Annotated in this window: 18 protein-coding genes; 7 read left to right on the top strand and 11 right to left on the bottom strand. The window is 71.7% G+C overall.

Features of this window, described 5'->3' with window-relative positions:
- Positions 1-23: 23 nt before the first annotated feature.
- Genes ACFU95_RS30460 through ACFU95_RS30435 form a run of 6 tightly spaced genes read right to left on the bottom strand, consistent with a single transcriptional unit; the run spans position 24 to position 6,566 of the window.
- Positions 24-1,322 carry an amidohydrolase gene (locus ACFU95_RS30460; RefSeq protein ID WP_383833762.1) on the bottom strand — a complete coding sequence of 433 codons (1,299 nt, stop codon included), beginning with the start codon at positions 1,320-1,322 and terminating at the stop codon, positions 24-26.
- Positions 1,319-2,107 carry a nucleoside phosphorylase gene (locus tag ACFU95_RS30455; protein WP_383833759.1) on the bottom strand — a complete coding sequence of 263 codons (789 nt, stop codon included), beginning with the start codon at positions 2,105-2,107 and terminating at the stop codon, positions 1,319-1,321. The genes ACFU95_RS30460 and ACFU95_RS30455 overlap by 4 nt, the downstream gene beginning before the upstream one ends.
- Positions 2,104-2,970 carry an ABC transporter permease gene (locus tag ACFU95_RS30450; protein ID WP_383833756.1) on the bottom strand — a complete coding sequence of 289 codons (867 nt, stop codon included), beginning with the start codon at positions 2,968-2,970 and terminating at the stop codon, positions 2,104-2,106. Before ACFU95_RS30450 ends, ACFU95_RS30455 begins: the two co-directional genes overlap by 4 nt.
- Positions 2,970-4,010, bottom strand: a complete 1,041-nt coding sequence (locus tag ACFU95_RS30445; RefSeq protein WP_383833753.1) for an ABC transporter permease — start codon at positions 4,008-4,010, stop codon at positions 2,970-2,972. The genes ACFU95_RS30450 and ACFU95_RS30445 overlap by 1 nt, the downstream gene beginning before the upstream one ends.
- Positions 4,007-5,533: an ABC transporter ATP-binding protein gene (locus ACFU95_RS30440; RefSeq protein WP_383833750.1), complete on the bottom strand. Its 1,527-nt coding sequence runs from the start codon at positions 5,531-5,533 to the stop codon at positions 4,007-4,009. The genes ACFU95_RS30445 and ACFU95_RS30440 overlap by 4 nt, the downstream gene beginning before the upstream one ends.
- The gene (locus tag ACFU95_RS30435; protein ID WP_383833747.1) at positions 5,514-6,566 is read right to left on the bottom strand and encodes a BMP family ABC transporter substrate-binding protein; all 1,053 of its coding nucleotides are present in this window, start codon (positions 6,564-6,566) and stop codon (positions 5,514-5,516) included. Before ACFU95_RS30435 ends, ACFU95_RS30440 begins: the two co-directional genes overlap by 20 nt.
- A 339-nt stretch (positions 6,567-6,905) precedes the next feature.
- Between ACFU95_RS30435 and mtnA the strand changes: the two genes are divergently transcribed.
- The 3 genes from mtnA to ACFU95_RS30420 all read left to right on the top strand — a co-directional run bounded on the left by mtnA (position 6,906) and on the right by ACFU95_RS30420 (position 9,269).
- On the top strand, positions 6,906-7,937 hold the full coding sequence (mtnA, locus tag ACFU95_RS30430) for an S-methyl-5-thioribose-1-phosphate isomerase (RefSeq protein ID WP_383833744.1): 1,032 nt from the start codon (positions 6,906-6,908) through the stop codon (positions 7,935-7,937).
- A 50-nt stretch (positions 7,938-7,987) separates the two neighbouring features.
- Positions 7,988-8,320 carry an ArsR/SmtB family transcription factor gene (locus ACFU95_RS30425; protein ID WP_383833741.1) on the top strand — a complete coding sequence of 111 codons (333 nt, stop codon included), beginning with the start codon at positions 7,988-7,990 and terminating at the stop codon, positions 8,318-8,320.
- A gap of 67 nt (positions 8,321-8,387) precedes the next feature.
- Positions 8,388-9,269, top strand: coding sequence for a TIGR03620 family F420-dependent LLM class oxidoreductase (locus tag ACFU95_RS30420; protein ID WP_383833738.1), 882 nt, complete (start codon positions 8,388-8,390; stop codon positions 9,267-9,269).
- 46 nt (positions 9,270-9,315) lie between these two features.
- Here ACFU95_RS30420 and mtnB read toward each other — a convergent pair whose 3' ends face one another.
- From mtnB to ACFU95_RS30405, 3 genes are read right to left on the bottom strand one after another with little or no spacing between them, the layout of a single operon-like run.
- Positions 9,316-9,924, bottom strand: coding sequence for a methylthioribulose 1-phosphate dehydratase (gene mtnB / locus ACFU95_RS30415; protein ID WP_383833735.1), 609 nt, complete (start codon positions 9,922-9,924; stop codon positions 9,316-9,318).
- Positions 9,921-10,664, bottom strand: a complete 744-nt coding sequence (mtnC, locus tag ACFU95_RS30410) for an acireductone synthase (protein ID WP_383833732.1) — start codon at positions 10,662-10,664, stop codon at positions 9,921-9,923. The genes mtnB and mtnC overlap by 4 nt, the downstream gene beginning before the upstream one ends.
- Positions 10,661-11,260 carry an acireductone dioxygenase gene (locus ACFU95_RS30405; protein ID WP_383833729.1) on the bottom strand — a complete coding sequence of 200 codons (600 nt, stop codon included), beginning with the start codon at positions 11,258-11,260 and terminating at the stop codon, positions 10,661-10,663. Before ACFU95_RS30405 ends, mtnC begins: the two co-directional genes overlap by 4 nt.
- A 549-nt stretch (positions 11,261-11,809) precedes the next feature.
- On the opposite strand from ACFU95_RS30405, the gene ACFU95_RS30400 reads away from it, so the two are divergent.
- The 4 genes from ACFU95_RS30400 to mtnK are packed head-to-tail and all read left to right on the top strand — an operon-like array spanning position 11,810 to position 16,723.
- A complete protein-coding gene (locus ACFU95_RS30400; RefSeq protein WP_383833727.1) occupies positions 11,810-12,907 on the top strand; it encodes a substrate-binding domain-containing protein in 1,098 nt (365 codons plus the stop codon).
- Positions 12,894-14,441, top strand: coding sequence for a sugar ABC transporter ATP-binding protein (locus ACFU95_RS30395; RefSeq protein ID WP_383833724.1), 1,548 nt, complete (start codon positions 12,894-12,896; stop codon positions 14,439-14,441). The genes ACFU95_RS30400 and ACFU95_RS30395 overlap by 14 nt, the downstream gene beginning before the upstream one ends.
- A 40-nt stretch (positions 14,442-14,481) precedes the next feature.
- Positions 14,482-15,528: an ABC transporter permease gene (locus ACFU95_RS30390; RefSeq protein WP_383833721.1), complete on the top strand. Its 1,047-nt coding sequence runs from the start codon at positions 14,482-14,484 to the stop codon at positions 15,526-15,528.
- Positions 15,529-15,550: 22 nt separating this feature from the next.
- Positions 15,551-16,723 carry an S-methyl-5-thioribose kinase gene (gene mtnK, locus ACFU95_RS30385; protein ID WP_383833718.1) on the top strand — a complete coding sequence of 391 codons (1,173 nt, stop codon included), beginning with the start codon at positions 15,551-15,553 and terminating at the stop codon, positions 16,721-16,723.
- Between the two features lie 206 nt (positions 16,724-16,929).
- Here the strand turns inward: mtnK and ACFU95_RS30380 are convergent, their stop codons facing one another.
- On the bottom strand, positions 16,930-18,546 hold the full coding sequence (locus ACFU95_RS30380; protein WP_383833715.1) for an FAD-dependent oxidoreductase: 1,617 nt from the start codon (positions 18,544-18,546) through the stop codon (positions 16,930-16,932).
- 49 nt (positions 18,547-18,595) lie between these two features.
- A complete protein-coding gene (gene glpK, locus ACFU95_RS30375; protein ID WP_383833712.1) occupies positions 18,596-20,137 on the bottom strand; it encodes a glycerol kinase GlpK in 1,542 nt (513 codons plus the stop codon).
- Positions 20,138-20,171: the final 34 nt, after the last annotated feature.

The following is a 20,171-nucleotide window of genomic DNA, read 5'->3' as shown; positions in this document are numbered from 1 at the left end:
TCAGCCCACATTATGGGGTCTGTTCACAGGAGTGCCTCCAGGTCGGCGATCACCGCTTCCTCGTCGAGCGTCGTCAGCGCCCGGTCCCGCATCAGCACCCGCCCCTCGACCACCGTGTCCCGTACGTCCGCCGAGTGCGCCGCGTAGGCGAGCGTGGACCACGGGTCGTGCAGCGGGCGCAGGTGCGGTGCGTTCAGGTCGAGCACGATCAGGTCCGCCCACTTGCCCGCCTCCAGCGAGCCCAGGTGCTCGGCGAGCCCCAGTGCCCGCGCCCCCTCGATCGTCGCCATGCGCACGGCCCGCTCGGCGCCCACCGCCGTGGGGTCGCCGCCCGCCTTGTGCACCAGCGCCGCCTGCCGCACCGCCCCCAGCACGTCCAGGGTGTTGGAGCTGACGGCGCCGTCCGTGCCGAGTCCGACGGTCACCCCGGCGCTCAGCAGCCGGGGCACCGGCGCGATGCCGCAGCCCAGCTTCAGGTTCGACACCGGACAGTGGGCGACGGACGTGCCCGTGCGGGACAGCGCCGCGATCTCCGGCCCGTTGAGCTCCACGGCATGGGCGAGCAGCAGGTCGGGGCCGAGCAGCCCGAGGGAGTCGAGCAGCTCCACCGGGCGCTTGCCGTACCGCACCTCGACGGTGGCCACCTCGGTCGCGTTCTCGGCGGCGTGGATGTGCAGCAGCGCCCCGAACTCCCGTGCCAGGGAGGCGATCTCGGTGAGCTGGCCGGGGGAGAGGGTGTAGGTGGAGTGCGCGAAGACGACGGGGCGGACGCCGTGGCGGGCGGGGCCGCGTGCTTCGAGGTCCCGGCGGGCCCACGCCAGCCGCTCCGCGTGGGTGCGCTGGTCCGGCGGCTCCGGTACGTCCATGAAGGTGGGTCCGGTCAGCAGTCGCCAGCCCGACTCGCGGGCCGCCCGCTCGGCCGCCTCGTGGAACCAGTACATGTCCAGCGCCGAGGTCACCCCGGCCCGAACGCTCTCGGCGACCGCGACCCGCACCGCCGCCGCCACGTTCTTCGGGGTCAGCAACTCGGCCTCCCACCGCAGCACCCGCTCCAGGAAGCCCTGGAGCGAGACGTCGTCGGCGCGACCGCGCAGCAGGGTCATCGCGAGGTGGGTGTGGGTGTTGATCAGCCCCGGGAGGACGAGACAACCCGCCGCGTCGACGGACTCCCGCGCTGTGAACCGCGTACCCAGCTCCTCGGCGGAACCGACGGCGACGATCTCGCCCTCGTGGACCGCAACCGCCCCGTCCCGTACGACGGTTCCGGCGCCGTCGACCGTCAGGACGTCACCGCCGTGGACCACCAGGTCGATCGTGCTCACGCCGGGCTCCCCTCCGGGAGGCCGGCGCCGTACTCCTGCGCCAGCAGCCGCAGCGCCTCCAGCGACACCACCGCGCCCCGCTCCACACCGGCCGCGACGACCTCCCGGTGCGGGTTGTACCCGCCGGTGGCACCCTCGTCGACGAGTTCGTCGGCGTTGGCGCCGTCCACGACCAGCACGCCTCCGGCGACCAGCCCCCGCAGCGAGGCCGACACCAGCAGCGCCGACAGCTCCATCTCGATCGCCGCGAGCCCGGCACCGTCGTACGAGAACAGCGGCAGCGGTCCCGGCTGGAACGCCGCCCGCGTCCACACGATGCCCCGGTGGTGCGGGGCGCCCGCCTCGCGCGCGGCCCGCTGCAGCGCGAGCACCGCCTCGGGGGCGGCGACGGCCGGGTACTCCGGCGGCAGCAGCTGCTGGGTGACCCCGTCGTCCCGTACGGCCGCCTCCGCGATGACCAGATCGCCGTCGCCGATACCCGGCCGCATCGCGCCCGCCGTACCGAACCGCAGGATGGTGCGGACCCCCGCGTCCGCCAGCTCCTGGAACATCAGGATCGCGCCCGGCCCGCCCACCCCGTGCGAGGCGACGGTGACCGGCACGCCCTTCCAGCCTCCGCTGAACACGCGGTACTCGCGGTGATGGGACACCTCCTCGGCACCGTCCAGCAGGGCGGCGACGGCCGCCGCGCGCGCCGGGTCGCCGACGACGACCGCGTGCGCGGGGAGTCCGGTGCGGGGTATGCGGGTGACGGGCAGCAGGTCCTGGGGCGGGTCCTGGGTCATGAGGCGGCTCCGGAGGGGCGGATACGGCGACGGCGGCGGGCCGTCGTGAGGAACAGGGCGCCGAGCGTGACGACGTACGGCGCGGCGTCGGTCGCCTGCTGCGGCAGGCCGAGGCCCTGGAGGCGGAATCCGGCCGCCTCCGCGAGGCCGAACAGCAGGGCGGCGAGCAGGACGCCGACCGGGGCCGCGCGGCCGAGCATGACGGCGACGACGGCGATCCAGCCGCGGCCCGCCGTCATGTTCTCGGTGAACAAGGTGACGTTGCCGAGGGCGAGTTGGGCGCCGGCCAGCCCGCACAGGACTCCGGAGACCAGGATCGCCCCGTACTTGTACCGGACGGGGCTCACTCCGAGCGTCGCCGCCGCGTCCGGCGACTCGCCGACCCCGCGGAGCCTGAGCCCCCACACATGCCGGGACAGCAGCACCGCGGCCACCGCGACCGCCGCCCACGACAGATACGTGAGCGGGGTGAAGCCGCCGACCAGCGGGAGCCCGGCCAGTGACGGGTCGTCGAAGGTGCCCTGTACGCCGAAGACCGTACGCAGCAGGAAGCCGGTCAGGCCGACGGCCAGCAGGTTCATGGCGACGCCCAGCACGACCGCGTCCCCCCGCAGCGTCACCGCACCCACGGCCAGGACCAGCGAGTACGCGGCCGCCGCGAGCGCCGCGGCCAGCACGCCCAGCCAGGCGCTGCCGGTGAACCAGCTGGTGGCCACCGCCGTGAAGCAGCCCATCAGCATCATGCCTTCGAGGCCGATGTTGAACACGCCCGCCCGCTCGCAGATCGCGCCGCCGAGCGCGGCCAGCAGGATCGGGGTGAGCGCGCGCAGCGCCGACATCAGCAGATCGGAGTCGAGGAACATCACACCGTCTCCTTACGGCGGCCCGGCCGTCGGCCGGGGAAGCGCAACCGGGCCGCCAGGAACACGATCACGATCGCCTGGAGCACCTGCGTCAGCTCGCGCGGCACCTCGGTCGTCCGCTCCATCGCGAGCCCGCCGACCTGGAGAACCGCGAAGAAGAACGACGAGACCACCGTGCCGACCGGGGCCGCCGTCGCCAGCAGCGCCGCCGTGAGGCCCGTCCAGGTGTAGCCCGGAGCGGTGAGCGAGCCGTCGACGAAGCGGTAGGGGAAGCTCAACACCCCGACCGCGCCCACCAGTCCGGCGAGCGCGCCCGAGACGGACATCAACCTCAGGGTCAGGCCCCGGCGTTCGACGCCGGCGTAGGCCGAGAAGCGTGCGTTGAGGCCCGTCATACGTATCTCGTACCCGACGGCGGTGCGCCGATCCGTGAACCAGTACGCGGCCGCCGCGACGGCGACGAGCACCAGCCCGACGGTCACCGTCGAGTCGCCGAACGCGGGCAGCGCCACCCCGTCGGGCAACGTCCGGGTCTGCGGGAGGCTGGAGCCGGGCTCCTTGAGCGGGTAGCGGGCCAGATAGGAGGCCAGCGACACCGCCGGATAGCTCAGCAGCAGGCTGCTGACCAGCAGCGGGACACCGAGGTGGTTCTCGCACAGGGCGGCGAGGGCCGCGTAGGCGGCGCCGGCCGCCATCCCCGTGAGCAGGGCGAGGACCACGGTCAGGGGCGCGGGCAGCGGCGAGTACAGGCCGGTCACGGCCGCGGTGATGCCGCCGAGCACCATCTGTCCGTCGCCGCCCAGGTTGATGAGCCGGGCGCGCAGCGGGATCGCCAGCGCGAGCCCCATGCCGAGCACGCTGGTGGTCGTGGTCAGGGTCGAGCCGATGCCGTCGGCGCCGAGAGCGCCGGTCAGGACCGCCCCGTAGGCCGTGACCGGGTCCGCTCCGGTGCCGACGAGGAAGAGCGCGCCGATGACGACGCCCGCGAGCACGGAGAAGGTGACGGGGGAGCGCAGGGCTCCGGATATTCGGTCGTTCATGTCAGTCGACGGGCCTCCACGGGGGCGGTGCCGCCCGCCATCGCGAGCCCCAGCGTCCGTTCGTCCGCCGCCTTCTTGTCGTACGTCGCCGTGATCCGGCCCTCGTACATCACCAGCACCCGGTCGGCGAGACCCCGGATCTCGCTCAGCTCGGCCGAGACGAGGAGCACGGCGTGACCGGCGTCGCGGTAGGCGATCAGCTGGTCGTGGATGTTCTGGATGGCGCCGATGTCCACACCGCGCGTCGGCTGCTCGACCAGCAGCAGCGGGGCGTCATGGGCGAGTTCGCGGCCGATCAGCAGCTTCTGGAGATTGCCGCCGGACAGCGCGGAGGCGGGCACCTCGGGGGCCGGCACCTTGATGCCGAAGCGCTCTATGAGCCGTCGGGCGTGGGCCCGGACGGCCGCCGGCGGCAGCAGGCCGCGGACGGACAGGGACGTACGGTGGTGGCCCATCGCGAGGTTGTCCGCGACCGATGCCGCCGGGGCCGTACCGACCGCGTGGCGGTCCTCGGGGACGTACGCCAGCCCCCTGAGGCGGCGTTCGGTGGCCGAGGCGTGGGTGATGTCCTCGCCCTGGAGGGTCACGTGCCCGGCCGTGACCGGCCGCAGACCGGCCAGCGCCTCGATCAGCAGGCTCTGCCCGTTGCCCGCGACGCCCGCGATGCCGACGATCTCCCCGGCACGGACGGTCAGGGCGGCGTCGCGCACGGCGCCGGTGGCGAGGCCGGACACCTCGAGCACCACGTCACCGGGCGTGCCCGGCGCGTGGACGCGGTCCAGTTCGACCGCGCGGCCGGTCATCGCGGCGGCGATCTCGTCGGCGGACGTCCGCGCGGTGACCAGCCGGGCCACGACCCGCCCGTCCCGCAGGACGGTCACGTGGTCGCTGCCCTCCAGCACCTCGCGCAGCTTGTGTGTGACGAGGATGACCGTACGGCCCTGGGCGGCCAGCGACTTGAGCACCGCGAACAGCGCGTCCGCCTCGGCCGGCGTGAGCACGGCGGTCGGCTCGTCGAGGATCAGCGTGCGGGCACCCCGGTGCAGCAGCTTGAGGATCTCCACGCGCTGGCGCAGGCCGACCGGCAGGCCCCCTACCCGGGCGTCCGGGTCGACGGACAGTCCGTGCTCCTCGGCGAGTTCGCGCACCCGGCGGCGGGCGGCGGCGCGGTCCACCAGGCCGAAGCGGCGCGGCTCGGCGGCGTACACGACGTTCTCCGCGACGGTCAGCGAGTCGAACAGCTTGAAGCTCTGGTGGACCATGCCGAGCCCGGCGGCCATGGCGTCGGACGGGCTCCCGAAAGCGACGTCCCGCCCGTCGACCCGGACCGTCCCGGCGTCGGCGCGCTCCATGCCGTACAGGATCGACATGAGCGTCGACTTGCCCGCGCCGTTCTCGCCCATGAGCGCGTGGATCTCACCGCGCCGGACGGTCAGGTCGACGGCGTCGTTGGCGAGCGTGCCGGGGAACCGCTTGGTGATTCCCCGGAGCTCGACGGCCTGTTCAGCTCGCGGCGGGGTCATCGACCGTCAGCTTCCCGGCCACGATCTGGTCACGCAGCGCCTCGACCTGCTTGAGGACGTCCTGGTGCTCGGCGATGACGCACTTCGAGGAGTCCACGCCGTCCTCCAGGCCGGTCAGGCTGATGCCGCCCTCCTTCAGGCCGTACGAGACGGTCGTGCCCGTCTTTCCGGCGAGGACCGCCTCGATGCCCTTGTCCACGGCGACGTCCGTGCGCTTGATCACGTTGTCGACGACCGTGCCGGGCGCCGAGACGCACTGGTTGACGTCGACGCCGTACGCGAACGCGCCCTTGGCCTTCGCCGCCTCGAACACGCCGTAGTTGCCGGCCGCCGCGGCCGCCATGATCTGGTCGTAGCCCTTGGCGAGCAGGGTGTTCGCCTGCTCCTTGGCACGGGCCGAGTCGTCGAAGGGCGACTGTCCGCCGACGAAGCGCGTCGACGTCAGCGTCCTGGTGGCGACCTTCTTGGCGCCGGCCGCGAACGGGTCGCTGTAGCGCCGGAACTGGGGCGTGTCGAGGACGTCGACCGCGCCGACCTTGCCCGACCTGCTCAGCAGACCGGCCTCGGCGCCGGCGAGGAAGACGCCCTCGTGCTCGCGGAAGACCGCGCAGCTGACGTTCTCGAAGGTCTTGGTGGTGCACGCGTCGACGATCAGGAACTGCTGCTTCGGGTTCTTCTCGGCCTGCTGGGCGACGAGGTCCGCGAACTCGAAGCCGACCAGCACGATGACGTCCGGCCCGGCGTCCACCGCGGCCTGCACGTTCTGCTGCTGGGAGGCGGTGTCCGTGGACTCGTAGACCTTCTGCGTCCCGTCGTGCCGCTGTGCCGCGTCCTTGATGCCGCTGACGGCGAGCTTCAGGAACTCGTTCTGGCCGACGGCGTCGGGGGTGACGAGGGTGAAGGACGTGCCGCTGCCGCCGCTCGCGCTGTCGGAGGCGTCCTTCTTGGCGGCGGCGTTGCAGGCGGTGGCCGCGGTGACCACGAGCGCGGTGGTGGCGGCGAGTTGCAGGGAACGGCGGAGTCTGCGGGACATGGGGACCTTCCGGGGGAAGCCTTCCGGGGAACGGCAGGGCGCGCTCGGCGATGAGCGCGTGAGGTGAGAGGGGGCGACGCGGGAAGTCGCTGAGGCGGAGGCGGCTCAGCGGGGACAGCAGTCGCCGGCACAGCGGCCGAAGTCCAGGAAGCGGCGCTTGGTGAGCAGCACACGTCCTCCTCGTCTCGGCCTGCGGGCTGTGCGGGTGGCTGGACTGCACACCTGATGTTCGGACACCTGCTCGACTGTCTCGTACTGTGGTTTCCCAAGGTCAGGTACGGTGGCGAACACCTACGCCAGCAGCAGGAGTGTCCCGTTATGTCCAAGGAAGTGCGGTCCATGTCCGGGGAATTGCGTGCGGTCCGATGGACCGGAACCAGCCTCGCGCTGATCGACCAGACCGTGCTCCCGCACCGCACCGAGACCGTGGACGTCCTCGATGTGGACACCCTGGTCGACGCGATCCAGCGGCTCGTCGTGCGCGGCGCGCCCGCGATCGGCGCCGCCGGCGCCTACGGTGTCGCGCTCGCGCTGCTCCAGGGCGAGCGGGAGGGCTGGTCGGCCGACGAGATAAGCAAGGCCGTGGCCCGCGTCCGCGAGGCCCGGCCCACCGCGGTCAACCTCATGGTGTGTGTCGACCGCGTCATGACCCGCTTCGACGAGGGCCTCGACGCCGTACTGGAGGAGGCCGCCGCCGTCCAGTGCGAGGACGTCGACGCGAACCGCGCCATGGGCGCGTTCGGTGCCGACTGGCTGCTCGGACGGGTCGGCGTCGAGCGGCCGTTGCGCGTCCTCACCCACTGCAACACCGGCGCGCTCGCCACGTCCGGCTGGGGCACGGCGCTCGGTGTCATCCGCGAACTGCACGCGCGTGGCCGCCTGGAGGTGGTGTACGCCGACGAGACGCGCCCGCTGCTCCAGGGGTCCCGCCTGACCGCCTGGGAGCTGGCCCAGGAGGGCATCGCGCACTACGTCCAGGCCGACGGCGCCGCGGCCGGCACCATCCTGCGCGGCGAGGTCGACGCGGCGATCGTCGGCGCCGACCGCATCGCGGCGAACGGCGACACCGCGAACAAGGTCGGCACCGTGGGCGTCGCCCTGGCCTGCGCGGACGCCGGGATCCCGTTCCTGGTCGCGGCGCCGACGACGACCGTCGACCTGGCCACGAAGACCGGCGACGACATCCACATCGAACTCCGGGGCGAGGACGAGGTGCTGGAGTGGGGCGGCGTCCGCACGGCTCCGGCCGGCTCGCGCGGCCACAACCCGGCGTTCGACGTCACCCCGGGACGCCTGGTGACCGGGCTGGTCACCGAGCGCGGGGTGCTGGAGGTGTCGGCGGGAGAGCTGCCGGGGGAGAGGCTGCGCTGACGTCCCCGGCCCACGTCCCGGCCCACGGAGCCGACCTATACTCCGAACCCATGACCGACGCCGCGACCTCCCCGGATGCCGATCTGGTCGGCGCCCTGAAGGCGCTGGCCAACCCGGTGCGGCTCCAGCTGCTGGTGTGGCTGCGCGAGCCCGAACGGCACTTCTCGCAGTACGAGGCGATCGCGGACCCGGCCGAGGTCGGCGTCTGTGTGAGCCACATCCAGGCCAAGGCCGGACTGGCCCAGTCGACGGTGTCGGCGTACATGGCCGAACTCCAGCGGGCGGGTCTGGTGCGGGCGACGCGGGTGGGCAAGTGGACCCACTACAAGCGGGACGACAAGCGCATCACCGAGCTGGTCGCCCTGCTCGGCCGGACCCTCTGACCGTGTGAACCGACCGTCCGGGCACGCCTGTTGCATTTCATATCGAGAATCTGCGATATTTCGATGCATGATGAACCTGGGGACCTTCGGCATCTACACCTTCGACTTCGAGCACCAGCCGGCCGCGCTGGCACGCGACTGCGTACAGGAGCTGGAACAACGGGGATGGCGGGCGGTGTGGTTCCCCGAGGTGGGCGGGCGCGAGGCACTCACCCAGGCCGGCCATCTGCTCTCCGCCACCGAACGGCTGCACGTGGTCAACGGCATCGCGCAGATCTGGGCGCGCGGGGCGGCCGCGACGCACGCCGCGAGCACACTGCTGGCCGACGCCTACCCGGGACGGCATCTGCTCGGCCTGGGTTTCGGCGGCGCGCCACGGCCGGGCGTCAAGCCCCTGGCCGCCATGGCCGAGTACGTCGACGAACTGGACGCGCACGCCAAGGAGTCACCCAACCCCGCGCCACGCATCCCGGTACGCCGGATCCTGGCCGCGTACGGCCCCAAGATGCTCGCCCTGGCACGGGACCGCTCCGCCGGCGCCCACACCTACCACGTCAACACGGCCCACACCGCCCAGGCCAGGGAGATCCTCGGCCCCGACGCCTTCCTGGGCGTCGAGCACGCCGTGCTGCTGGAGCCGGACCCCGACACGGCCCGTGCGACGGCCCGCGAGCACCTGGAGGTGTACCTCAACACCCCTTACAACGTCGCCAAGTTCCGCCGCCTCGGCTACCCGGACGAGGAGATCGAGCACGGCGGCAGCGACCGCCTCGTGGACGACCTCGTCTTCTGGGGCGACGTCGACACGGTGGTCGACAAGCTCCGCGCCCATGTCACGGCGGGCGCCGACCACGTCGCCGTACAAGTGATCGGCACCGAACCGGGCGGCACCGCGATGGCGCACTGGCGGCGACTGGGCGAGGCACTGCTGCCCCCGACGGCGTCCTGACCGCCGTACACCCGCGGTCGCCGCACCCGGCCACGGCGCCGCACGGTCACCGCTGGGCGAGCTCCAGCTCCAGCAGCCACTCCACCACTTCGGTGTGGTGCCGGGCCTGGCGCGGGTTGTCTCCCCAGACGTAGAGGCCGTGCCCGGCCACGACCACCGCGGGCATCCGGGGGTCGCGTGCGGCCTCCAGACGGTCGCCGAGGATCTTCATGTCCTGGCTGTTGGCGATGACCGGCAGGGTCACCTCGACGTCGTGGGCGCTCTGGCCGACGCCCTTGAGCATCTCCAGGTCCCTGAAGACGATGCCACCCGGCTCACGTCGGCCCATCGCCACGGAGGCGACCGTGTGGACGTGGACGACGGCACCGGCACCGGTCAGCGCGGCCACGCGCGCGTGCAGTTCGGCCTCGGCGGACGGCTTGCCGCCCCGCACCGCGGCGCCCTGCCCGTCGACCAGCACCACGTCCGCGGGCGTCAGCTCGCCCTTGTCGTGGCCGCTGGCCGTGACCGCGAGCCGCAGCGGGTCGCGGGTCAGCACCACGGACAGGTTGCCGGAGGTGCCCCGCATCCAGCCGAAGGAGGCGAACCGGGCGGACTCGGCGGCCAGGACCGCGCCCGCCTCCTCGAGGTCGAGCTGGCTGATGTCGGCGGTCACGTGCTGCTCCCGGAAGTGGTGATGGTGATCTCGTCGAACGTCCCCGCCTGCGCGTGGTCGCCGACACCCTGCTCGTAGTACGGCTCCCCGGGCCGCCGGACGCCGACCGCCCGCCAGCCCGCCGCGCGGGCCGCGTCCAGTTCGCCGGGGCGGTCGGAGAGGAAGAGGAGACGGGCCGGCGCGAGGCCGGTGGACTCCGCGATACGGCGGTAGGACTCCGGCTCCTGCTTGGGGCCCGCGTTCTCGGTGTCGTACAGACCCGAGACGAGCGACGTCAGGTCGCCCTCCGGGCTGTTCGTGAACCACGCCCGCTGGGCGGCCACCGACCCGGACGAGTAGACGTACAGCCGCACACCCGCCGCGTGCCACGCCCGCAACCGCGGGACGACGTCGTCGTAGAAGTGCGACACCAGGTCGCCGCGGGCGAAGCCCTCGGACCAGATGATGCCCTGGAGGGTCTTCAGCGGGGTGGCCTTGCGGTCCTCGTCCAGCCAGGTGTTGAGGGTCTTCTCGACCTGTGCGGCGTCGGCGTCCGGGTCGCCCGTCAGCTCCCGCACCTGGGCGATCGCCCGCGCCACCGCAAGGTCGTCGCCGCGCTCGGCGAGCAGCGCCCCGAACCGCGAGCGCGAGAACGGGTACAGCACGTCCACGACGAACCCCGTGGCGCTGGTGGTGCCCTCGATGTCGAGCACCACGGCGTCCACGTCGGCCACGTCGAACCGGAGCTCCCGCACGGTCACGCCGTCGCCCTGTCGGCCTCGTGGCCGGCCGCGATCGTGTCGTAGTCCGGGAAGCGGCCGGCGATGGTGGAACCGGTGAAGTTGCCGATCCAGCCGTCCTCCTCGTGGAAGAAGCGGATCGCGGTGAAGGACGGCTTCGTGCCCATGTCGAACCAGTGGGTGGTGCCCCGCGGCACGCCCAGCAGGTCGCCCTTCTCGCAGAAGACGGCGTGCACCTCGCCGCTCACGTGCAGGTAGAAGATGCCGGAGCCGGAGACGAAGAAGCGCACCTCGTCATCGTCGTCGTGCGTGTGCTCCTGAAGGAACTTCGCGCGCGCGGCCTTCGCCTTCGCCGGGAACTCCGGGTCGTCGCTGGGGTGCAGACCCAGGACGTCGACGGTGGTGAAGCCCTCCTCGGCGTTCAGCCGGTCGATCTCGGGGCCGTACGCCGCGAACACGGTGTCGCTGTCGGCGTCGAACGGGACGTCCTCCCGGATCGGCCACTGCTCGTACCGCACGCCCAGCGGCTTCAGGGCCGCGGCGATCTCGGCGGGGTCCGAGGTGCGGCGGATCAGGGTCTGAGGTCCGGACTCGGGCCAGGTCGTCAGCAGGGTCATGGGTGCAACTCCTGGAACTGGAAGGGAGGTCCGGGTACCGAGACAAGCACCCGGAGGGGGAGTGAGGAAGGGCGCGGCGGCGGGAGAGCCGGTCGGAACTGGTCAGCCGCGACACATCGCGCCAGGACAGCTCCGCATGCAGGGCATGCGATCCGCTGTCGCGCGGGGTGTCGTCATCAGGGCCTCACTGTGCCGGTGGGGGTGCCGGGCTGTGCCGGTTCTGGTGCCGGTCTCCTCGTGATCGTAACTCCGCCGTGACGCCGTCGAGGCGTCAGCCGGGTGTGACGAACTCGTTGTCTCACGTGGTGAGAAACCGCTTCCACCGCTTTGACGCATGGCTGAAATCGTTCCCATGATCTGCGTATGAAGACGCTGCTGCTCGTGCGGCGGCTGTACGTGGACTTGCTCCGGTCGACCACAGCCAGCTGTCGCTGACCCCATCCGGAGCGCTCCCGCGCCCGCGCTCTCGCGAGGCGGCCGTTCAGCCATCGGTGTCCCAGCTCCGGGTCCAGCAACTCCCCACCCTTTTCCCGCACCTGGAGCCCCGCCATGTCCCGTGTCCGCCTTCCCCTCGCCGCGCTCTCCCTCGCGTCCGTCTCCGCCCTGCTCCTCGCGGGCTGCTCGCAGTCCACGGACGCCTCCAAGACGTCCGGCGACAGCGCCGCCCCGGCCGCGGCCGCCACCGGCGCCAAGCCGGCCCCCTTCAGCAAGGGCACCGTCAAGGTGGCCCTGGTGCGGCAGAGCGGTGCCGGTGACTACTTCGAGCAGTGGGGCAACGGCGCCAAGGCCCAGGCCAAGGCCCTCGGCATCGACCTGACCGTGTACGACGCCCAGGCCGACAACGCCAAGCAGGCCACCGACCTGTCCTCGGCCATCAACTCCGGCGCGCAGGCCATCATCGTCGACCACGGATTTCCGGCCACCATCCAGCCGGAGATCGACAAGGCCGTGAAGAAGGGCGTCAAGGTCGTCGTCTACGACGTCGAGACCGCCACCAAGGGCGTCGTCAGCACCAGGCAGAACGACGCGAGCATGGCCCAGGCCGTCCTCGACGTGATGGCCGAGAAGGTCGGCAAGAACGCCAAGGTCGGCTACGTCAACGTCGCCGGATACGCCGCCCTCGACAAGCGGAACACCGTCTGGGCGAAGGAAGTCGCCGCACAGGGCTGGAAGCAGCAGTTCAAGGTCGGCAAGGTGACCGACTCCACGGCGACCGACAACGTGCCGCTGGTGTCCGCCGCCCTCACCCAGCACTCCGACGTCACCGGCGTCTTCGCGCCGTACGACGAACTCGCCAAGGGCACCGTCCTCGCTGTCCAGAACAAGAAGCTCCAGGACAAGGTGAAGGTCTTCGGCGCGGACGTCTCCAACGCCGACATCCAGAACATGACCGCCGACGGCAGCCCCTGGGTCGCCACCGCGGGCACCGACCCGTCCGCCGTCGGCGCCGCCGTCGTCCGCACGACCGCCCTGGAACTGGCCGGTCAACTGGGCAAGAGCTCGGTCGAGTTCCCGGCCGTCGCCATCACCCAGGACTTCCTGCGTGCGAAGAAGATCGAGAACATGGCCCAGCTGCGCGAGGCGCTGCCCGCACTGAACCTGTCGCAGGTCAGCACCGCCGACTGGATCTCGAATGTCGCCCACTGACCTCGGCCGGGCCGAGGCGGCCGTCGCCCTGACCGACGTCAGCATGGCGTTCGGCGGGAAGACCGTCCTCGCGTCCGTCACGCTCGACATCGCCCCGGGCAGCGTTCTCGCGCTGCTCGGCGCGAACGGCGCCGGCAAGTCCACGCTGATCAAGATCCTGTCGGGCGTCCACACGGACCACGGGGGAGAGGTGCGGGTCGCAGGCGAACCCGCGGCCCTCCACTCCCCGCTGGCCGCCCGCCGGCTGGGCATCCAGACCGTCCACCAGCGCATCGGCGAGGGTGTCGTACCGGGCCTCTCGGTCGCCGAGAACCTGGTGTTCGAGGAGCTGGCGCAGCGCCGCGGCAACCCGTTCCTCAACGGGGGCAGACTGCTCGCCCGCGCCCGCGAGATCCAGGCGGGCCTCGGCCTGGACTGGAGCGACTCGGTGCTGCGCAAGGACGTCACCGAACTCGGCCTCTCCGACCGCCAGTTGCTGATCCTCGCCCGCGCCCTGGCCACCCGCCCGCGCCTGCTCATCCTCGACGAACCGACCTCGGCCCTGTCCGCCGCCGAGGCCGCCCGCCTGTTCACACTCGTCGAGAGGATGCGCGACGACGGCATCGCGGTCCTCTACGTCTCCCACCGCCTCGGCGAGATCGACGCCCTCGCCGACCGCCTGGTCGTCCTGCGGGACGGCCGTCTCACCGAGGACCAGGCCAAGCCCTTCGACTGGGACAGCGCCCTGCGCGCGATGCTGGCCCAGGCAGAGGAGGCCACGACCGCCCGTCCGGTCCGGGCAGGCACAGAACGGGAAGGCTCCACAGGCGAAGTCGCCCTGTCGCTGCGGGGCGTACGGCTCTTCGCGGGCCGCACCCCCCTGGACCTCGACGTCCGCACCGGCGAAGTCACCGGCGTCGTCGGCCTGCTGGGTGCGGGCAAGACCGAGCTGGCCCGCGGCCTGTTCGGCGCCGAGCCCTTCGCCGCGGGCACGGTCGAACTGGACGGCGAGGCGTACGAGCCCCGCCGCCCCGCCGACGCGATCCGGGCCGGCGTCCACCTGGTCCCCGAGGACCGGCACGCCGACGCCCTCGTCCCCGGCTGGTCGCTGGCACAGAACATCTCGCTGCCGTTCCTGAAGTCGCTGTCCCGCCTCGGGCTGGTGAACACGGCCAGGGAGGACGCCCTCGGCCGCGACACCATCGACACCCTGGGCGTCGTGGCGCGCGACGAGCGCAGCACCGTCGAGGAGCTGTCCGGCGGCAACCAGCAGAAGGTCGTCGTCGGCCGCTGGCTGGCCCGCACCCCCCGCGTCCTCATCCTGGACGAACCCTTCCGGGGCGTGGACATCGGCGCCCGCCGCGACATCGGCCGCCGCGCCCGGGCGCTGGCCGCCGAGGGGGCCGCCGTCCTCGTCCTGTCCGCCGACGTCGACGAGGTGCTGGAGGTAGCCGACCGGGTCGTCGTGCTGGCCGCCGGCGAGATCCACCTCGACGCGTACGGCGAGGACGCGGAACGCGACCGCGTCATCCAGACCATCTCCGCGTCCGTCTGACGCCGCCCGCCGGCCGTACGCCCGAAGGAAGCAGCACCCCATGACCACCCAGCAGAGCACCGAGGTCCCCACGAAGGCGGCGATCGCGCCCGCGACCTCCACTGCCGTACGCGTCCAGAACGCCGTCATCAAGTACGGCTTCATCTTCGTCACCGTCGCGCTGTTCCTGTACTTCGCGCTGAGCGAGGGCTCCTTCCGTGAGTCGGCGACCCTCCTCGACACCCTGCGGTACGTCTCCGTCGCCGCGATCCTCGGTCTCGGGGTCACCCTCACCATGGCCGTCGGCGGAATGGACATGTCCGTCGGCGCGGTCGCCGGACTGGGCGTCTCGGTCGCGGCCCAGACGATGGTCGTCCACAACCAGATCGGCGCGGTCGCGATCGTCGCGGTCCTGGCGGCGGGCGCGCTCGCGGGCCTGCTCAACGCGCTTCTGATCGTCGTACTGAAGATCCCGGACATGCTCGCCACCCTCGGCACGATGTTCGTGATCCAGGGCAGCAAGCTCATCCTGGTCGACGGCCAGTCCATCACCCCCGGCATGACCCTGGACGACGGCACCACGGCCCCCGGCAGGTTCACCGAGGGCTTCCTGCGCATCGACCGCGGCACCGTCCTCGGCATCCCCGTCTCGGTCCTCGTCTTCGGCGGCCTCACGATCGCCGCCTGGGTCTTCCTGGCCCGCACCCGCTGGGGCCGTGTGCTCTACGCGATCGGCGCCAACCCCGAGGCCTCGCGCCTGGCGGGCATCCGCGTAGGCGCCTACCGGTCTTTGGCCTACGTCCTGTCCGGCGTCCTCGCCTCGATCGGCGGCCTCATCCTGGCCTCCCGCATCGGCCAGGGCGACGTGTCGGCCGGCACCTCGCAGCTGCTGGAGGCGGTCGCGGTGGCCCTCGTCGGCACCTCTGTCCTGGGCCGCGGCCGCCCCAACGTCTGGGGCACGGCACTCGGCGCCGTCCTCATCGGCATCATCACCACCGGCCTCACCATCAAGGGGCTGCCGTACTACACCCAGGACGTCGTCGAGGGCGCGGTCCTCATCCTCGCCCTCGTCTTCAGCTTCACCCTGTCCAAGCGCCGTACCGCATAAGGAAGTTCGAGGAGTTCGTACGATGGGCTACCGCATCCTGGAGACCGACGACATCCCCGGCTACCTGCGCGAGCGCGGCCACTGGGACGACGCCACCGACATCAGCGTCCGCGAGGTGTCGGACGGCAACATGAACCGGGTCTTCCTCGCGTCGTCCGCCGACGGCACCCGCAGCCTCGCCGTCAAGCAGGCCCTGCCCTGGGTCCGGGTCGCCGGACCGTCCTGGCCGATGAGCCCGGACCGCGCCGACGCCGAGGCCCGTGCGTACGACCAGGTGGCGAAGGTCGCCCCCGACAAGATCCCGGCGATCCACGGCTACGACCCCGAGAACCACGCCCTTGTCATGGAGGACATGTCGGACCTGGAGGTCCTGCGCACCCGCCTGAACGAGGGCGAGCCCTACGGCCCGCTCACCTCGGCGCGGACCGGCGAGCTCGTCGCCCAGCTCTCCTTCGCGACCAGCGACTTCGGTATGGAGTCCGCCGAGCGGAAGGCGCTCGTCGCGGCCTCGGTCAGCCCTGAGCTGTGCAAGATCACCGAGGACGTGGTCCTGTCCGAGCCGTACATCGAGCACGAGCACAACCACTGGCACGGGGGACTGGACGACCTGGCGGCGGAGTTCCGCGCCGACGCGCGGCTGCGTACCGAGGTCGCCGACCTCCGCCACACCTTCATGACCAGCGCCCAGGCCCTCCTCCACGGTGACCTGCACACCGGCAGCATCATGGTCGGGGAGCGCGAAGGCGCCCACGTGGTACGGGTCTTCGACCCCGAGTTCTCCTTCGTGGGCCCCGTCGGCTACGACCTGGGCCTGTACTGGGCGAACGTCCTGGTGTCCGAGGAGCGGGCGCGCGAGCTCGGCACGCTGTCCGACCACGGTGACCAACTCCGGCTCTCCTGGGAGGCGTTCGAGTCGGAGTTCCGCCGCCTCTGGCCGACCCGCGTCGACACCTTCTTCGACGACGCCTACCTCGACCGCTTCCTGCGCCGGGTGTGGACGGAGTCGCTCGGCTACGCCGGCACGGAGATCGTCCGCCGCATCATCGGCTTCGCGCATCTGACGGACCTGACGACCCTGCCGGATCCGGTACCCGCCTCCCGGCGCGCGCTGCTGCTCGGGCGCGAACTGATCGTGCGGCGCGCGGAACTGACGGACGCCAACGCCGTACGGGCCCTGGTGGAGTCCCGGATCTGAGCGCGAGCCGGTACCACCCGGCAGGGACCACAGCGCATGCGAAAGGGGCGGCTCCGTCGGCGTGGAGCCGCCCCTTCCGGTGATGGCCGGCCCCGGTACGGAAGAAACGGGGCCGCCCTCGTGCGGTCCGACCGGTCAGGGGAGTGGCCGGACCCGGCGCCGGGGGAGCCTCATCCGGCGAAAACCTCCCCTGGCGCCTGCGAGGCTCACTTCTTGTCGAGCAGGTCCTGGACCTTCGCCCGGACGTCGTCCGTGGCCAGACCCCGGATGGTCAGCGTCGTCCGGCGGCGCAGCACGTCGTCCTGCGTCTCGGCCCACTCGTGGTCCCGGGCGTAGACGACCTGGGCCCAGATCTCCGGGGCGTCCGGGTGGACGCGCTCGCCCAGCTCCGGGTTCTCGTTCGCGATGCGGGCGATGTCGAAGGCCAGCGAACCGTAGTGCGTGGCCAGGTGCCTGGCGGTGTCGGCCGCCATGCGCGGGCCGGGCGCCGGGCGGTCGGTCAGCAGCCGGTGGGCGACCGCGCGCGGGTTGGCGATACCCGGCAGCGGCAGCTTCTTCGGCAGCGAGGCGATCGGCTCGAAGTCGTCACCCAGCGGGTGGCCCGGCAGTGCCTCCAGCTTCTTCATGATCGTGCGGCCGATGTGCCGGAAGGTCGTCCACTTGCCGCCCGCGACGGACAGCATGCCCGCCCTGCCCTCGGTCACGACCGTCTCGCGCTTGGCCTTCGCGGTGTCACCGGGGCCGCCGGGCAGCACCCGCAGACCCGCGAAGGAGTACGTGATCAGGTCGCGGTCCAGCTGCTGGTCCCGGATGGAGAACGCGGCCTCGTCCAGGATCTGGGCTATGTCCTTGTCGGTGACCGCGACGTCCGCCGGGTCGCCCTCGAACTCCTCGTCCGTGGTGCCCAGCAGGAGCATGTCCTCCCAGGGCAGGGCGAACGTGATGCGGTACTTGTCGATCGGGGTCGCGAGCGCCGCCTTCCACGGCGACGTCCGCTTCAGGACCAGATGCGCGCCCTTCGACAGACGGATCGACGGCGCGGCATTCGGGTCCTCCATCCGGCGCAGGTGGTCGACCCACGGGCCGGTCGCGTTCAGCACGAGGCGGGCGTTGACCCCGAACTCGTCACCGGACACGCGGTCCCTCAGGTCCGCGCCGGTCACCCGGCCCTTGGTGAACCGCAGGCCGGTGACCTCGGCGTGGTTGAGCACGACCGCGCCCGCCTCGACGGCCCCGCGGACCGTCATCAGCGCCATGCGCGCGTCGTTCATCTGGTCGTCGCCGTACACCGCGACGGCCTTGAGGTTGTCGGTGCGCAGCTCGGGCACGTCCTGCGCCGCCTTGGCGGGGGACAGGAGGTGGCCGACGCCGTCACCGAAGCCGGAGAGCGCGGAGTAGGCGAACACGCCCGCCCCGAGCTTCGCGGCGCCGTGCGGCCCGCCCTTGTACACGGGGAGGTAGAACGTGAGCGGGTTCGCCAGGTGGGGGGCCACCTGGCGGGAGACCGCACGGCGCTCGAAGTGGTTCTCCGCCACCAGCTTCACCGCGCCGGTCTGCAGGTAGCGCAGACCGCCGTGGAGCAGCTTGGAGGAGGCGGACGAGGTGGCGCCGGCGAAGTCACCGGCGTCGACCAGAGCCACCCTGAGGCCGGACTGCGCGGCGTGCCAGGCGGTGGAGATGCCCAGGATACCGCCGCCGATCACGAGAAGGTCGTACGACGCCTTGGCGAGCTGCTCCCGGGTCTCGGCGCGGCTCGGGTTGGAGCCGGAGGCCGGGTGCGTCCCGAGGGCAGGCACGGACTGCAGGGTGGTCTGACTGGTCATTTCGGGTTCTTACTCCTCATCAGAGTTCGAGAGCTGGCGAGCGCTGCTCTCAGCTCTCGTCGTCCTCGATCCAGCCCATGGTCCGCTCGACGGCCTTGAGCCAGTTCTTGTACTCACGGTCGCGGGTCTCCGCGTCCATGTGGGGGGTCCACTCGGCTGCCCGGCGCCAGTTGGAGCGCAGTTCGTCGGTGCCGGACCAGAAGCCGACGGCGAGACCGGCGGCGTAGGCGGCGCCGAGGCAGGTGGTCTCGGCGACCATCGGGCGCACCACGGGTGCGTCCAGGACGTCCGAGAGGGTCTGCATCAGCAGGTTGTTGGAGGTCATGCCGCCGTCGACCTTCAGGGCCACCAGCTCGTCCCCGGAGTCCTTGACCATGGCGTCGGCGATCTCCCGCGTCTGCCACGCGGTCGCCTCCAGGACGGCACGCGCGAGGTGCGCCTTGGTGACGTACCGGGTCAGGCCGGCGATCACACCGCGGGCGTCGGAGCGCCAGTGCGGGGCGAACAGGCCGGAGAAGGCCGGTACGAAGTAGGCGCCGCCGTTGTCCTCGACCGAGAGCGCGAGCGTCTCGATCTCGGCGGCGGTGGAGATCAGGCCCATCTGGTCCCGCATCCACTGCACCAGCGAACCGGTGACGGCGATCGAGCCCTCCAGGGCGTACACCGTCGGCTGGTCGCCGATCTTGTAGCCGACCGTGGTCAGCAGGCCCGCGTACGAGTTGATGATCTTGTCACCGGTGTTCATCACCATGAAGGTGCCGGTGCCGTACGTCGACTTGACCTCGCCCTCGGCGAAACAGGTCTGGCCGAACAGGGCCGCCTGCTGGTCGCCGAGCGCCGAGGCGACCGGGATGCCGCCGAGCAGGTCGCCCAGCTTGCCGCCGGTGACGTCGCCGTAGACCTCGGCGGAGGAGCGGATCTCCGGCAGGATCTGCAGCGGCACACCGATCGACTCGGCGATCTTGTCGTCCCACTCCATGGTGTGCAGGTTCATCAGCATGGTGCGGGACGCGTTGGTGACGTCGGTGACGTGCTTGCCCCCGTTGACACCGCCGGTCAGGTTCCAGATGACCCAGGTGTCCATGGTGCCGAAGAGGATGTCGCCGGCCTCGGCGCGCTCCTGGAGGCCCTCGACGTTGTCCAGCAGCCAGCGGGCCTTGGGGCCGGCGAAGTAGGAGGCCAGGGGCAGGCCGGTCTCGCGGCGGAAGCGGTCCTGGCCGACATTGCGGCCGAGCTCCTTGCAGAGCCCGTCGGTGCGGGTGTCCTGCCAGACGATGGCGTTGTGGACGGGCTCACCGGTGTTCTTGTCCCACAGCACGGTGGTCTCGCGCTGGTTGGTGATGCCGATGGCCTTGATGTCGTCGCGGGTGATGCCGGCCTTCTGGATGGCTCCGGCGACGACCTCCTGGACGTTGGTCCAGATCTCGTTGGCGTTGTGCTCGACCCAGCCCGGCTTCGGGAAGATCTGCTCGTGCTCCTTCTGGTCGACGGAGACGATACGGCCGTCGCGGTCGAAGACGATGCAGCGGGACGAGGTGGTGCCCTGGTCGATGGCGGCGATGAAGGGGCCGGCGGTGTGGGCGTCGGTCACAGTTAGCTCCTGGAAGTTCCGTGGTTATGGGGCT

It is taken from the genome of Streptomyces sp. NPDC057623, assembly GCF_042800355.1.
In the GTDB taxonomy this organism is placed as follows: Bacteria; Actinomycetota; Actinomycetes; order Streptomycetales; family Streptomycetaceae; genus Streptomyces.
The sequence above is the reverse complement of the archived record's forward strand: the minus strand, read 5'-3'. Positions and strand labels throughout refer to the sequence as shown.

Bases quoted from the DNA above. Each gene is read 5' to 3' on its own strand.
- ACFU95_RS30455 (WP_383833759.1), bottom strand. From the start codon at position 2,107: ATGACCCAGGACCCGCCCCAGGACCTGCTGCCCGTCACCCGCATACCC.
- ACFU95_RS30450 (WP_383833756.1), bottom strand. From the start codon at position 2,970: ATGTTCCTCGACTCCGATCTGCTGATGTCGGCGCTGCGCGCGCTCACC.
- ACFU95_RS30445 (WP_383833753.1), bottom strand. From the start codon at position 4,010: ATGAACGACCGAATATCCGGAGCCCTGCGCTCCCCCGTCACCTTCTCC.
- ACFU95_RS30440 (WP_383833750.1), bottom strand. From the start codon at position 5,533: ATGACCCCGCCGCGAGCTGAACAGGCCGTCGAGCTCCGGGGAATCACC.
- ACFU95_RS30435 (WP_383833747.1), bottom strand. From the start codon at position 6,566: ATGTCCCGCAGACTCCGCCGTTCCCTGCAACTCGCCGCCACCACCGCG.
- mtnA (WP_383833744.1), top strand. From the start codon at position 6,906: ATGTCCGGGGAATTGCGTGCGGTCCGATGGACCGGAACCAGCCTCGCG.
- ACFU95_RS30425 (WP_383833741.1), top strand. From the start codon at position 7,988: ATGACCGACGCCGCGACCTCCCCGGATGCCGATCTGGTCGGCGCCCTG.
- ACFU95_RS30420 (WP_383833738.1), top strand. From the start codon at position 8,388: ATGATGAACCTGGGGACCTTCGGCATCTACACCTTCGACTTCGAGCAC.
- ACFU95_RS30405 (WP_383833729.1), bottom strand. From the start codon at position 11,260: ATGACCCTGCTGACGACCTGGCCCGAGTCCGGACCTCAGACCCTGATC.
- ACFU95_RS30400 (WP_383833727.1), top strand. From the start codon at position 11,810: ATGTCCCGTGTCCGCCTTCCCCTCGCCGCGCTCTCCCTCGCGTCCGTC.
- ACFU95_RS30395 (WP_383833724.1), top strand. From the start codon at position 12,894: ATGTCGCCCACTGACCTCGGCCGGGCCGAGGCGGCCGTCGCCCTGACC.
- ACFU95_RS30390 (WP_383833721.1), top strand. From the start codon at position 14,482: ATGACCACCCAGCAGAGCACCGAGGTCCCCACGAAGGCGGCGATCGCG.
- mtnK (WP_383833718.1), top strand. From the start codon at position 15,551: ATGGGCTACCGCATCCTGGAGACCGACGACATCCCCGGCTACCTGCGC.
- ACFU95_RS30380 (WP_383833715.1), bottom strand. From the start codon at position 18,546: ATGACCAGTCAGACCACCCTGCAGTCCGTGCCTGCCCTCGGGACGCAC.